At 42.8% G+C, this 12,322-nt stretch carries 12 protein-coding genes and 1 pseudogene; 10 read left to right on the forward strand and 3 right to left on the reverse strand.

Going from position 1 to position 12,322, the window contains the following annotated elements; genetic code table 11:
• Positions 1 to 697, reverse strand: a pseudogene (locus tag A3735_RS14870) (RND family transporter); the annotation flags it as partial.
• A gap of 224 nt (positions 698 to 921) precedes the next feature.
• On the opposite strand from A3735_RS14870, the gene A3735_RS14875 reads away from it, so the two are divergent.
• From A3735_RS14875 to A3735_RS14905, 8 genes are all read left to right on the forward strand, one after another.
• Entirely contained in the window at positions 922 to 1,875 is a 954-nt protein-coding gene (locus tag A3735_RS14875) for a LysR family transcriptional regulator (RefSeq protein ID WP_068507501.1), read from the forward strand.
• A 50-nt stretch (positions 1,876 to 1,925) separates the two neighbouring features.
• Positions 1,926 to 2,492, forward strand: coding sequence for a DNA endonuclease SmrA (smrA, locus tag A3735_RS14880; protein ID WP_068507499.1), 567 nt, complete (start codon positions 1,926 to 1,928; stop codon positions 2,490 to 2,492).
• A 230-nt stretch (positions 2,493 to 2,722) separates the two neighbouring features.
• Positions 2,723 to 3,214: a (2Fe-2S)-binding protein gene (locus tag A3735_RS14885; RefSeq protein ID WP_068507497.1), complete on the forward strand. Its 492-nt coding sequence runs from the start codon at positions 2,723 to 2,725 to the stop codon at positions 3,212 to 3,214.
• A 10-nt stretch (positions 3,215 to 3,224) separates the two neighbouring features.
• Complete coding sequence (locus A3735_RS14890) at positions 3,225 to 5,477, forward strand: molybdopterin cofactor-binding domain-containing protein (protein ID WP_082865120.1); 2,253 nt, start codon at positions 3,225 to 3,227, stop codon at positions 5,475 to 5,477.
• A 1-nt stretch (position 5,478) separates the two neighbouring features.
• The gene (locus tag A3735_RS14895) at positions 5,479 to 6,483 is read left to right on the forward strand and encodes an XdhC family protein (protein ID WP_068507492.1); all 1,005 of its coding nucleotides are present in this window, start codon (positions 5,479 to 5,481) and stop codon (positions 6,481 to 6,483) included.
• 176 nt (positions 6,484 to 6,659) lie between these two features.
• Positions 6,660 to 7,235, forward strand: a complete 576-nt coding sequence (locus tag A3735_RS14900) for a hypothetical protein (protein WP_068507490.1) — start codon at positions 6,660 to 6,662, stop codon at positions 7,233 to 7,235.
• A gap of 31 nt (positions 7,236 to 7,266) precedes the next feature.
• Positions 7,267 to 7,422, forward strand: a complete 156-nt coding sequence (locus A3735_RS29735; RefSeq protein WP_156490323.1) for a hypothetical protein — start codon at positions 7,267 to 7,269, stop codon at positions 7,420 to 7,422.
• A 114-nt stretch (positions 7,423 to 7,536) separates the two neighbouring features.
• Entirely contained in the window at positions 7,537 to 8,451 is a 915-nt protein-coding gene (locus A3735_RS14905; protein ID WP_068507487.1) for a DMT family transporter, read from the forward strand.
• A 67-nt stretch (positions 8,452 to 8,518) separates the two neighbouring features.
• Here A3735_RS14905 and A3735_RS14910 read toward each other — a convergent pair whose 3' ends face one another.
• The gene (locus A3735_RS14910) at positions 8,519 to 9,223 is read right to left on the reverse strand and encodes an SIMPL domain-containing protein (protein WP_068507485.1); all 705 of its coding nucleotides are present in this window, start codon (positions 9,221 to 9,223) and stop codon (positions 8,519 to 8,521) included.
• A gap of 122 nt (positions 9,224 to 9,345) precedes the next feature.
• Here A3735_RS14910 and A3735_RS14915 point away from each other — a divergent pair, with 122 nt between their 5' ends.
• Positions 9,346 to 10,602, forward strand: coding sequence for a valine--pyruvate transaminase (locus A3735_RS14915; protein WP_068567122.1), 1,257 nt, complete (start codon positions 9,346 to 9,348; stop codon positions 10,600 to 10,602).
• Here A3735_RS14915 and A3735_RS14920 read toward each other — a convergent pair.
• Complete coding sequence (locus tag A3735_RS14920) at positions 10,599 to 11,606, reverse strand: AraC family transcriptional regulator (protein ID WP_068510326.1); 1,008 nt, start codon at positions 11,604 to 11,606, stop codon at positions 10,599 to 10,601. The genes A3735_RS14915 and A3735_RS14920 overlap by 4 nt on opposite strands.
• A 115-nt stretch (positions 11,607 to 11,721) precedes the next feature.
• On the opposite strand from A3735_RS14920, the gene A3735_RS14925 reads away from it, so the two are divergent.
• On the forward strand, positions 11,722 to 12,322 hold a 601-nt coding region (locus tag A3735_RS14925; RefSeq protein WP_068638219.1), incomplete at its 3' end, for a sterol desaturase family protein.

Genomic DNA, 12,322 nt, shown 5'->3' on the forward strand with positions numbered 1-12,322 from the left:
ATAAGGTGAAGATTATTATCACAAACATGACCGGAAACAGGTTTGCAAGGTCGTCCTGGGCTGATTCAGAAAAGGCATTGCCTAGCATCACGCTACCTGTGATATAAACATCCAGGTGGGGGTAGTCTTCTTCAAACTGGGCAATCATCACACGTGCTTGCGCTACTAGTTCGGGAATCTCCTGTTCGGTCAATTGAGGAAGTTGAACTGTGGTATTGACCGCAGTAACATGCGCTTGCTTGGAAATAAGGCGACTTTCTAGCAGCGGCTCGCTAAGCGCAATCCGTTTAATCTCGTCCAAATCGGCTTCATCTGGAAATTCAACCAGGTCGTTAACGAGCAAGTCATCTTCTTCGGCTTTTGTATATTGGAAGTTTGTGATTGAATCGACGCGTGTTGAATAAGGCAATTGCCAAGCTCTATCAGTTAGATCTTTAACTGCATTCAAGGTTGGAACGGTAAATACCTCGCCATCTTTCGGCGCTAGAACAACAAATATATTGTCTGATTTTGAATAGGTGTTTTGGAGTGTTTCAAATGCTACCAATTGTTCATTATCTTCTGAAAAGAATACTCGATAGTTTGAGCTGAACCCAATATTGCTAGCTCCGCTTGCTATAAAAAATACAATAGCTAAGGAGGCAATGATGATTAACCATCTGAACTTAATAATCTGCGCGGCAAGTCTATCGACCATAACAATGAACCTTGTAGTAAAAAGTCTTATTTTTGTGGCTGCTAACAATAGTATGTTATTGCCCCGTTGTTCTAATTTAATGCAATCAAACGCTAAATTTTGATGCTTTTATTGTAGTGCTGTTCCTATTTTGGTGTTAATAGGCTAAATTTAGAAATAATGTTCCGTATATGGAATGTATGCGGCTAACTCTAAATGCGAGAGTAAGAGAAGGGTACGAATTGATGCAAGACTTAAATGAAATGGCGATATTTGCAGTGGTTGTCGGATCGGGAAGCTTCACCAAAGCAGCGGACAAACTTAAGCTACCTAAATCTACCGTAAGCCGAAAAGTGAGTCAGCTCGAAAAGCGTATAGGTGTGCGACTTATTAATCGTACAACACGCAACTTAAAGCCGACAGAAACCGGTAAGTTGTATCATGAGCATTGCGTCAAAATGCTTGAGCAAGCTGAAGAAGCTGATCGTGTTGTTAATAATATGCAAGCTGAGCCAAGCGGTACGCTCAGGATTAGTACGCCGCTGTCTTTTGGTACACCTTTCTTCATCAGCACGATTAAACGATTTATGGAGCAGTATCCAAAAGTTAATGTCGAGATCTTCTCCGATGACAAACTGGTTGACTTACTAGAGCAGGAAATCGATGTGGCTTTTCGAATTGGCCCATTATCTGATTCTAGTCTGGTAGCACGAAATCTCGGAACCGCGCGATTGTCACTGTGTGCTTCTCCTGAGTATATTGCTAAAAACGGCATCCCTAAAACGATTCAGGCTATCGAAGATCATACCTGTGTCTCTCACCCAGCATCCGCTTGGGCTTTTCAAACGAATAACGGTATATACGAGTTTGAACCAAAGTCTCGCCTAGTGGCTAATGACATGGAAGTGCTGCGTCGAATGGTTATAGAGGGGGTTGGTGTTGGCGCTTTACCTCAGATTATTATTAGTGAAGATGTCAGGGCGGGGCGTTTGGTTACGCTACTTGAAGATGCACCATTTCAGGAAAGAACCTTTTACCTGGTTTATCCTAGCCGTAGAGAGCCACCTTCGAAGGTTATGGCCTTTACAGATTTTATTTTCTCAAGTTGTAAGCCGGTGCCACCATGGGAAACATTGAAGGAAGTATTTAATACGAATAAGAACTTGGAAAGTGTGCAAACTGCACTTGGCGAATCCTAGGTTTTATAATAGTATTTTTGGGTCAGAATTGGTTATGAGTGAGTACGGCAATGAGTGATGATGAGTTATTTGCAGAAGAAATGCAGGGAGTTACTCGTTTTGAAAGTAGCAAAATTTCTTCAAACAAAGTAGAGGAAGAAACACCAGGAAAGCGTGTTAGGCGCAAACTTGCCGTTGCCGATAAACTTACCGTAGATCCTCTAGCCTCCACCGAAGTGCCTATGCTGAAATCAAATGACATACTTGATTATAAGCGCGATGGTGTCCAGCACGGTGTGTATAAAAAACTAAGGATGGGGCGCTATGAATTAGATGCACGTTTGGACTTACATCGAATGACCGTTGAACAAGCAAGGCGCGAAGTATTCCGCTTTATTGATGAGTGCTCCAGGTACGAGCTTAGAGCAGTTATTATTTTACATGGGAAGGGAGATCGAAATCCTGACAAACTTGCCTTGTTAAAGAGCCATTTAGCGATTTGGCTTCCTCAACTAGACCAGGTAATAGCCTTTCATTCTGCTCAACCGCAGCATGGCGGCACTGGTGCAGTCTACGTAATGCTTCGCAAGGGTGACACTGCTAAACAAAATAATAGAGAGCGTCACGGACTACGTTGAGTCAACAAATCTTAATAAAGTGTAAGTGACTCTAAGTTACTTGGGTGTTAGCATCTAGACGTTAAAAAAATAATAAGATCTTACGTTCGGCGCTGGCCGTGTTTTGATCGCATTTAAAATACTTCTTGCCCTAAGAAGTATAAAAAATAATTAGCATTACTAAGTTCAACTATTTCTATAAAAACTATCTATAGCTTTGGCCAGACAAAGCTTTCTAGCTAGGAGGCAGAATGAAACTCAAGATTAATGGCGCGCCCATATCAATCGACGTCGAGCCAGATACGCCACTCCTTTGGGTGATTCGTGATGAGGTTGGTCTAAAGGGCACCAAGTTTGGTTGTGGTGCGGGTTTGTGTGGAGCGTGTACTGTTCATCTTAATGGTGTCGCCATTCGCTCTTGCATTACCCCTGTTTCGTCAGTGGAAGGCCAAAATATCTCTACCATTGAAGGATTGGCCAGTAAAGATGGTCAGTTGCACCCGCTACAAGAAAGCTGGATTAAACATAACGTACCGCAATGTGGTTATTGTCAGCCTGGACAGCTTATGTCCGCAGCCTCGCTCTTGAAAGCTAATGCAAACCCTAGTGATGAAGATATTGACAATGCGATGTCCGGTAACCTTTGTCGCTGCGGTACTTATTCCCGAATCAAGGCTGCCATTAAAGACACTGTTGCATCACAGCAAATTGCTGCCGATCTATCCTACAAAGCAAAGGTATGAAGCGCTCATAATGCATTCTAATCTCATGAACAAATCTAAAGAGCTTTTACCTGATACAGCGATAAATCGTAGGGATTTTCTTAAAGTTGGTTTAGGCGCTGCTGGCGGCCTTAGCGTGGCGATAACATTGCCAGGCTGCAGTACGCTAAGAAACAATGAACTATCAAATACTGGTAGCTGGTTGGCTAATGCCTGGCTCGAGATACGGCCAGATAACTCTGTGATCTTCACTTTAGATAGAGTAGAGATGGGTCAGGGCACTTACACGGGTATTACAACGCTGCTGGCTGAAGAGCTAGATACCTCACCAGATACTATTCAGGTTGTTTTTGCCGGGGCAAACGCAGCTTATCGCAACCCGGATTATGGCTTGCAGCTAACCGGGGGTAGTAACAGTCTTTCAAGCAGTTGGAGCCAGATTCGCGAGGCAGGGGCTGCTGTACGGACTTTATTGCTACAAGCAGCGTCAGAAGCATTTGCGTTACCACAAGATAACTTAGAGTGCCGTAATGCTTATGTCAGCGTTAAGTCTACCGGCAAAAAAGTGAGTTTTGGTGCTTTGGCTAAACTAGCTTCTCAGCAAGATTTACCGCAGGAAATAAAGGTAAAAGAACCGGCTCAATTCAAGTACATAGGGAAATTCGACGCTCGACTTGATGCAGCTGCAAAGGTAAAAGGGGAAAGCGCTTATGGAATCGATGTTGAATTGCAGGATCTTAAATACTGCGTTGTAGAGCGGGCTCCGAAATATGGGGGCAAACTTAAGTCTGCGAATATCGAAGTCGCTCTTCAGCAGAAAGGTGTTGTCTCGGTTCTTGAGGTTTCCCGTGGTATAGCTGTCGTCGCAAACTCCTATTGGCAAGCAAGGAAAGCATCAAAAGTACTAGAGGCGCAGTGGGCATTTAGTGAAGAGAGTGTTGAAACTAGTGATGCAATCAGCAACCTATATCTGGATAAGCTTGCAAATGATTCCGGCAAATCTATTCGTCAAGACGGCGATACAGCGGAGCTTCTCGAGGCTGATGGCCATATAGAAGAGTTTGAGTTTACAGCGCCTTTTCTTGCTCACGCCACCATGGAGCCAATGAATGCCGTTGCAAGGGTTAGCAAGGGGAAGGCGGAAGTATGGGCTGGAACTCAAGCCCCTGACGTAGCACAAGTTGCAGTCGCAAAAGCGACCAATATCGATCTGGACAATGTAACTATTCATAACCAGTTTCTAGGGGGTGGCTTCGGTAGACGCTTAAGTCAAGATTATATTGCCGAGGCTGCTGAGGTTGCGGAAAAAACCGGACTGACAATTAAACTGGTTTGGTCCAGAGAAGAAGATATCAAGCACGATTTATTTCGACCAGCAAGTTTGCACAAGGTTCGGGCTGCGCTCGACACTAAAGGCCTACCTGTCGCCTGGGAGCATCAAATTGTCGTGCCCAAGATTATGGATTGGTATGTATGGGACGCTTCACCAGCTATGTTTCCTTGGGCGCCTGAGTTTATGTACCCAATGCTGGGGCATGCCGGGCTAATGACCGAGGGAACGCCAATCACTCCAGCTGATACTTCGCCTTATGAAGGTGCTGCCGACTTTCCTTATACGATACCAAATATCAGTGTTAAGCATATCAAGGCCGATGCTGGCGTACCGATAAGCTACTGGCGTTCAGTTGGCCACTCATTTAACGCTTTCGTTGTGGAGAGTGCAATTGATCAGTTAGCTCAGTCAGCTGGACTAGATGCATATCAGTTCCGCAAACAGTATTTAGGTAATTCACCGCGACTACTTAAAGTGTTGAACCTGGTTGCAGAAAAAGGTGGGTGGGGGCGTACGCTGCCTAAAGATGTCCACCAAGGTATCGCTGTGCATAAGTCTTTCGGCTCTTATGTTGCGCAACTAGTTGAACTTAAAGTTGAATATGGACAAGTTAAGCTTCTGACGGTGCATTGTGCCGTAGATTGCGGCATGGTTGTAAACCCTGATATCGTTACAATGCAGATGGAAAGCGGAATTATATTTGGTGCGACTGCCGCACTCTATGGAGAGATTACTTTTGCTGAAGGTGAGGTTATGCAAAGTAATTTTCATGACTATCCTTTGATGAGGATGAATGAATCTCCAGATATTAAAACTTATATTGTCCCGTCAGACGACTCGCCAAGCGGTGTGGGCGAGCCTGGCTTGCCACCGATTGCACCAGCAATCGCTTCTGCTTTGTATAAAGCTACGGGTAAGCGATTTAACTCTATGCCTTTTAAGCTAAGTTAATATGTATGAACAAAACAAGCATGTATTGAATTCGATTAAAGAGTGGCTAGCTCGTGACGAAAAGGTCTTTTTGGTAACGGTTGTTACAACATGGGGAGCTTCCCCTCGTCCGCCCGGTAGTCTGTTTGCCTATAACTCAAGTTTAGGTATGCAAGTAGGTTCTTTGTCAGGTGGTTGTATTGAAGACGCTCTAGTTGAACACCTAAGCCTTGGAAATACCCAATACCCCTTTATCAAAGTCTTTGGTGATCACCCTGATGATGCGCAGCGTTATATGCTGCCTTGTGGCGGTACAATGTCTCTGCTCATAGAGGCCTTGGACAACACTCACCTTTCATACATCTCAAAAATTATATCTACGCTTGATTCCAGGAAATGGCTTAAGCGTGAAGTTTGTTTAGATACTGGTCAAGCAGATATTAGAGTCATGAATCATAAGGAAGCGCATGACATCGATAAGGTTAGTCTCGATAATGCTCGCTTCACTCATGTGCTCGGCCCGATCTATCAAGTACTAATCGTAGGTGTGGGTGAGGTTGCAAGGAATCTCTTGAATATTTTAAAGGCGATCGATTTCCATGTTGAGCTCTGCGATGCGCGTAGTAACGTGGTTGATAGGCACGATGCTAAAAGCTGGGATACTCCGCTGCATCTTTGCTTACCAGATGATCTGATAAAAGAGCGATTTTCTGATTCCTATTCTGCTGTGCTGGCTTTGGCTCACGACCCAAGAGTTGATGATCTTGCGGTGATGGCGGGTTTGCATAGCCGATGCTTTCTGGTCGGCGCAATGGGGTCTCAAAATACTACCAGCAAGCGTTTGCAGCGGCTGCGCACCCTCGGTTTCGCTTCTGAAGAATTAGCAAGGCTAAATGCGCCAATTGGATTTCCGATTGGCAGTAAGCTACCTGCTGAGATCGCTGTATCTATCGCTGCGCAATTAATTCAGGAAAGGAACAAAGTTTCCGCAAAAATGATTGACTCACGGCGCCTTTGTTCAGGATGAGTAGCATATATGTAATCAAATGAAACTGCTGTTACCTGGGCTTACAAATCAAAAGTTAAATAATGTTATTTCTTAATTTGCTGTGCTTAATCTCATTTTAAAGTGAGTCAATATTTGCCAGACTTAGCTCAGTTAATTTCCAGTCTTAATTTATTATTGGTATCAGGGATTCATAGGTGAGCCAATTAGCTCTTTATAATCAATTTAATTTGCGAGCACCGCTAAAAGTTTCGGACGATCATGCTATTCAAGTAGCAGAGCTAGCCGAAGATGGAATTTATTTTGCTCAGCACGACATTCTCACAATGCTGCCCAATACGAGCCCAACTGGAGACCAGCTGCTTAAGCTTTACGAAGAGCTGGTTGAGAATGTAAAGCGTGAGCATAATTATTTATATGCAGATATCGCTCGTATTCATGAAGACGATGTTCATGGCGTGGTATTGCGTAGTCAGTACATTTCTGAGCATACGCACAACGAAGATGAAGCGCGCTTCTTTATTGAGGGGGCAGTACTCGTATATATCCATGTTCAGGAAAAGATACATATACTTCAATGTGGGGCTGGAGATTTATTGATTATTCCAAAAAAAGTTAAGCATTGGATGGACATAGGTCCGCAACCTCATTTTACTGCCATCAGGTGGTATAACACTCGTGGAGGCTTACAGACCGAGTTTACTGGTTCTTATGTTGCTGAGTCTACACCTCGCTGGGAAACTATTTATAACGACTCGAACTCTAAGCGTTGACAATAAGCTAAAAGCCCTCCAGTATTGGCTTATGACTACTATTAATCAAAACACAGCACCTGCAATGAAAGATCTCATGCTTTGTGCCTATGCCTTAATCGCTATTCGTGGTTTAGGCAAGGTTGCCAGCATGCGATGGTGTGTGCGCGCCCGTATGGCAATGCTCGCTGTGTTTCTGAAGAAGTAGTCTGTTTTATAAGCCTTTCAAGTCACAGCAAGAAAATGCAGTGACTTATCGTTTCACCCACCTTATATCGCTGTATTTTCTTTAATTAAACTAACTATTAAAAGAGGATATAGCATGTCTGTGCCCGTGGCGTATGCCACCATTATAATAATCTGGTCGACTACTCCCTTAGCTATTCAGTGGAGCAGTGAAACGATAACGCCCATTAGTGCAATTACGCTGCGAATGTTGTTAGCGGCCGCTATCGGCTATGCGATCTTACGCCTTTTTAAGATTAAACTCTCGTGGACAGCGCGAGCTATTAAAGTTTATGCCGCTTCTTTGCTTGGCGTTTTTCTGGCCATGCTGTGCACTTACATAGCGGCGGCATACGTACCTTCGGGCATTATTTCGGTGATTTATGCACTATCTCCAGTGATATCTAACTTGTTATCACATGTGTTGATTGGCTCTGCTAAGTTTACTCGCGCACGCTGGTTTGCTTTTGGTATATCTTTTTCTGGGCTTTTGCTGATCTTTAAAGATGACTGGGTGGTGATGGACAAAGGCTGGTTTGGCTTATTATTGCTTTTGTTAGCTGTCAGCTTATATAGTCTTGGTGGCGTGTTAGTTGAAAAGCAGAAGTTTAAGGCACACCCATTAAGCATTACGGTAGGCACTTTATTACTATCGGTGCCGCTATTTATTGCAGCATGGTTTGTGATGGATGGTCAGCTTCCGTACCTTGATTGGGGAACACGTTCGCCATGGTCTGTTTTGTATCTAGCGATAGCCGGCTCACTATTGGGCTTTGCATGTTACTTTTTTATTATTAAAGAGCTGGGTGCAACGGCTGTTGCAATGGTGACTCTGATGACACCTGTTTTTGCTTTGGCTTTGGGTGCCTTTTTTAATGGTGAACACATTAGCGAAGTAATGCTAATCGGTACCGCGTGTATCCTTTCAGGGTTAGTTCTTTATTACTGGAGCGCTTCAGAGCGTAAGCTTGATAAGCATAAAAATAGTGAGTCTGTTGAAGTTGCGGGCTGAATGAGGCACCGGCGATTCAGGTTGAATTGCCGGTGCTATATGCTATTTGGTGTCGTATGACTAGTGCTTAATCGATTGAAAATACTGCGCTAATGGTCGCATTGTATTCAATTTCTTTTTGCTGGTAGGTATTACTTTGGCTGTCGCTCATTTCAGCACTCATTGCCATGGCGCGCATTTGTGGGGCTGGTCTTGCTTCGTTGCTAACATGCTTTACATTTAAAATTTTCCCCAAGCTTACTTCGAAGCCTTGGGCAATGGTAGCTGCTTTATTTTTTGCTTTATTAATTGCTTTGTTTAAGGCTTTGCGTTTTAGCTTCTGTTTGTTCTTAAGTGTGAATCTTATACTCCCTAGATGAGATGCTTCTGTGCGGGTGATGTCTTGGATAAGAGCCTGGAGTTGCGCAAGATCATTTAGTTTAAACTCAATTTTGCGCGTAATTTGATTACCTTTGAAATCTCGCTGGTTATTTCGGTATTCGTATTGTGGGTGTAATTGTGTATTGCTTGTGTCGAGGGAGTTCTCTTGAATATCGTATTCTTCTAGTTTTGACAGGAAAGGGCGGACCAGCTTGTCGACGGCTCTTCTCGCTTTTTCTGCTTCAAACTTTGTTGCAGAGAAAGTAATATTAATTATGGCTTGATCGGGCAAGGACTTTGCGCTTGCTGTCGTGCTGACTTCGATAAAGGGTAAGTCAGAATGCGTTTGATCATGGGCCAGGCAAAGACTACTTACTAAGAATGAAAACAAAAAAAGTGATATGAATCGCATGCTTGTGCTCCGTATTAATATTTGGTGTATACCTATACCAGTCTAGTCATTAAAGTTGTAGTTACCATAGGTTCATTCCATCGCAGCGAAACCATTGTTCACGTTATTAGGTGTTTATATTTATGAAGTTCTCAAGTTTCGGCGATAAGTTTACCTCAAAGGCCGGCATTACAAGCTTAATGGAAGATCTTGGAAATGCCTTGGCTGGCGACTCAGGTTTAATCATGATGGGGGGAGGCAATCCTGCGCATATTCCGGAAGTGCAGGATTATTTTAAAAATAGATTGCTGGAAATTGTTGAGTCTACATCCGATTTCCAGCAGCTGATCGGTGTTTACGATCCACCACAAGGCAATTTGGACTTCATTAAGTCACTCGCTTCATTACTTAAAGCTGAATATGGCTGGGATATAGGCCCGCAAAATATTGCTTTAACAAACGGCAGTCAAGCAGCATTCTTTATGCTCTTCAATTTGTTTGCAGGGAAGTATTCAGATGGTAGTAGTAAACAGGTTCTGCTACCACTTGCTCCCGAATATATTGGCTATTCCGATGCGGGTTTGGTTGAAGATTTTTTTATATCAAACAGACCAAAAACTGAGGAAATTAACGCAGAGACATTTAAATACCATATCGACTTCGAGAAGTTCCAAATTACTGAAAGCACGGGAGCGATCTGCGTATCTCGCCCCACAAATCCGACGGGAAATGTGATTACAAACTCAGAGATGAGTAAGTTAGACCAGTTGGCACGTGAACATAAAGTACCATTGATTGTTGATGGTGCTTACGGCACGCCTTTTCCAAACCTTATATTTACTGATGCAGAACCAACCTGGAACCAAAATATTGTCCTGTGCCTAAGTCTCTCTAAATTCGGTTTACCTGCTGCACGTACAGGAATCGTTATTGCGGATGCGCCGGTAATAAGCGCTTTATCGGAAGTTAATGCGATTATGAATTTGGCGACGGGTAGCTTCGGCAGCATAATGGCGAAAGATTTAGTCGACAGTAAAAGAATACTCACCTTAAGTAATGAGGTAATAAGACCTTACTATTTGTCTAAAGCTGAAAGAGCGCGCGACCTTTTATGTGAGTTACTTCAGGGTCTGCCTTTCTTAATCCATAAAGTAGAAGGTGCAATGTTTATTTGGTTATGGTTGAAAGATTGCCCCTTAAGTAACCAGGAGTTGTATGAGAAGTTGAAAGACAAAGGTGTATTAATTGTATCCGGGCATCACTTTTTTCCGGGCTTAAGTGATGACAATTGGAAGCATAAATCCGAATGCTTACGAATAACCTATTCACAAGATGATGTTCTGGTCGATAAAGGGCTTCGTATCATCGCTGATGAGATTAAAAGGGCATATTCTGTCTAAGACAGGTAGCGCTTTTGATACTGAAGCGGTGAACACTTGTACCACGTAGAAAATGCGCGGGTAAAACTACTTTGTTCGCTATAACCTAGCAGCAAGGCAATTTCGGAAAGCGTCAGTTTCGGATCTTTTAGGTAATTTATTACCATCGATTTTCTTATTTCCTGAAGAATATCTCTAAAAACTTTACCTTTTGATTTTAAGCGACGATGAAGCGTACGCTCAGACATGTTGATTCGCGAAGCGACGGTATTCGTATCAGCATCACCCTCATGTAAGCAGCGAATAATCGTATCGGTAAGTTCGGCTATAAAGGTGTCGCAATCTGGTAGGCTTATTAGTAAGTCTTCTGCTTGTTTGCCTAGTATGCCGTGAAGTGTGATATCAGAGTGCGGAATTGGAATATCTAGATCACTTACCGAGAAGGCGATAGACAACTTTTCTTGCTGACTGTAAACAGGACAACAAAAATAATTTTTACACGATTTAGCTCGGTCATCACTTAAAGCTTGCGTAAAGTGAATGGCTGAAAGATTTAATTTTTTCGGGAAAATAATCTCATTAACTATCGTCACCATTGCACTAAGTAATAATTCGTCGGAACATTGGCTTGAATAACCGTAATCCGGGTTCCACACCAGGCAAAATGAATTGTCAGGATTTAGTTCCGTGTGTGCAAGACTTCCTGCGTAGATCAAGCCCTGAAATCGTTTGAAGCAAGCTAACGCTTCACCCACGTTTCTGGCCGTGCGAAACAGGTAGCCGAGTACGCCTACATGCTCAACCTTTATATACCTTCCTATTTCAAGGCCCAACGCGTCGTATGGCGTTAGCGCTTCTAATTCTTCTAATAAACGCCACCATTGTGCAAAAGACATATGTTGCTTAGCGGATAAATAGTCAAGCTTCTGTTCATACAACGGAAGACTAAGACCGCTTTGCTTAATAAAGGTCTGTAGGTATCCGACAACATCCCGAGAGATAAAAAAATCATTTAAAGAATTCATAAGCTGATTGTAATGGTGGCGCAGATTGTCAAAAAATATTATTGCTATGACAATAATAGATGCTGCTTGTGGAATAAACTAGCTTTAATTACTGATTAGTTTGAAGGAGCAATTCATGAGCGACTTACTACATGCCTTGGGCTTTATTATGCTTTTTGGCAGCGTGTTTATATCAATTATTTGTCTTGAGGCTTGGTACTGGCATAGGAAGGGAAGAAAAGATGCCTACCATTTAAAGGAAACGCTAACGAATATTGCAACCGGTGGGATTTATAAAATATTCGATGGGATTGCTATTGCCCTGTTTATTCAGGCATTTTATGAGTTTGTTGCTCAATACGGGTTTCAGTATAAAATTGAAGATGGTTTGTTGAGTTACCTATTCCTATTTATCGCATGCGATTTTTTCTTTTATATCTACCACTACGGTATGCATAAAATACGTTGGTTATGGTCAATACATGTAACGCACCATTCGTCTAAAATTATGAATTTTTCTACCGCTTTGCGCCAAAACTTTTTAATGGATGTTAATTTTGGCTGGATGATCTGGTGGTTGCCACTAGCAATCATTGGCTTCGACAAAGATCTTGCTTTAATTGCGATTGAATTAAGCCTGTCTTATCAATTCTTCCTTCATACCGAGCTTATTGGAAGGTTGGGAGTATTTGAAAAGGTTTTCAATACACCTTCGCACCACAGGGTTCATCATGGCT

This window comes from Oleiphilus sp. HI0061 (assembly GCF_001635675.1).

Excerpts from the sequence above, each read along its gene's own strand:
- A3735_RS14920 (WP_068510326.1), bottom strand. The coding sequence starts at position 11,606 with ATGAATTCTTTAAATGATTTTTTTATCTCTCGGGATGTTGTCGGATAC.
- A3735_RS14915 (WP_068567122.1), top strand. The coding sequence starts at position 9,346 with ATGAAGTTCTCAAGTTTCGGCGATAAGTTTACCTCAAAGGCCGGCATT.
- A3735_RS14885 (WP_068507497.1), top strand. The coding sequence starts at position 2,723 with ATGAAACTCAAGATTAATGGCGCGCCCATATCAATCGACGTCGAGCCA.
- A3735_RS14905 (WP_068507487.1), top strand. The coding sequence starts at position 7,537 with ATGTCTGTGCCCGTGGCGTATGCCACCATTATAATAATCTGGTCGACT.
- A3735_RS14910 (WP_068507485.1), bottom strand. The coding sequence starts at position 9,223 with ATGCGATTCATATCACTTTTTTTGTTTTCATTCTTAGTAAGTAGTCTT.
- A3735_RS14875 (WP_068507501.1), top strand. The coding sequence starts at position 922 with ATGCAAGACTTAAATGAAATGGCGATATTTGCAGTGGTTGTCGGATCG.
- smrA (WP_068507499.1), top strand. The coding sequence starts at position 1,926 with ATGAGTGATGATGAGTTATTTGCAGAAGAAATGCAGGGAGTTACTCGT.
- A3735_RS14890 (WP_082865120.1), top strand. The coding sequence starts at position 3,225 with ATGCATTCTAATCTCATGAACAAATCTAAAGAGCTTTTACCTGATACA.
- A3735_RS14895 (WP_068507492.1), top strand. The coding sequence starts at position 5,479 with ATGTATGAACAAAACAAGCATGTATTGAATTCGATTAAAGAGTGGCTA.
- A3735_RS29735 (WP_156490323.1), top strand. The coding sequence starts at position 7,267 with ATGACTACTATTAATCAAAACACAGCACCTGCAATGAAAGATCTCATG.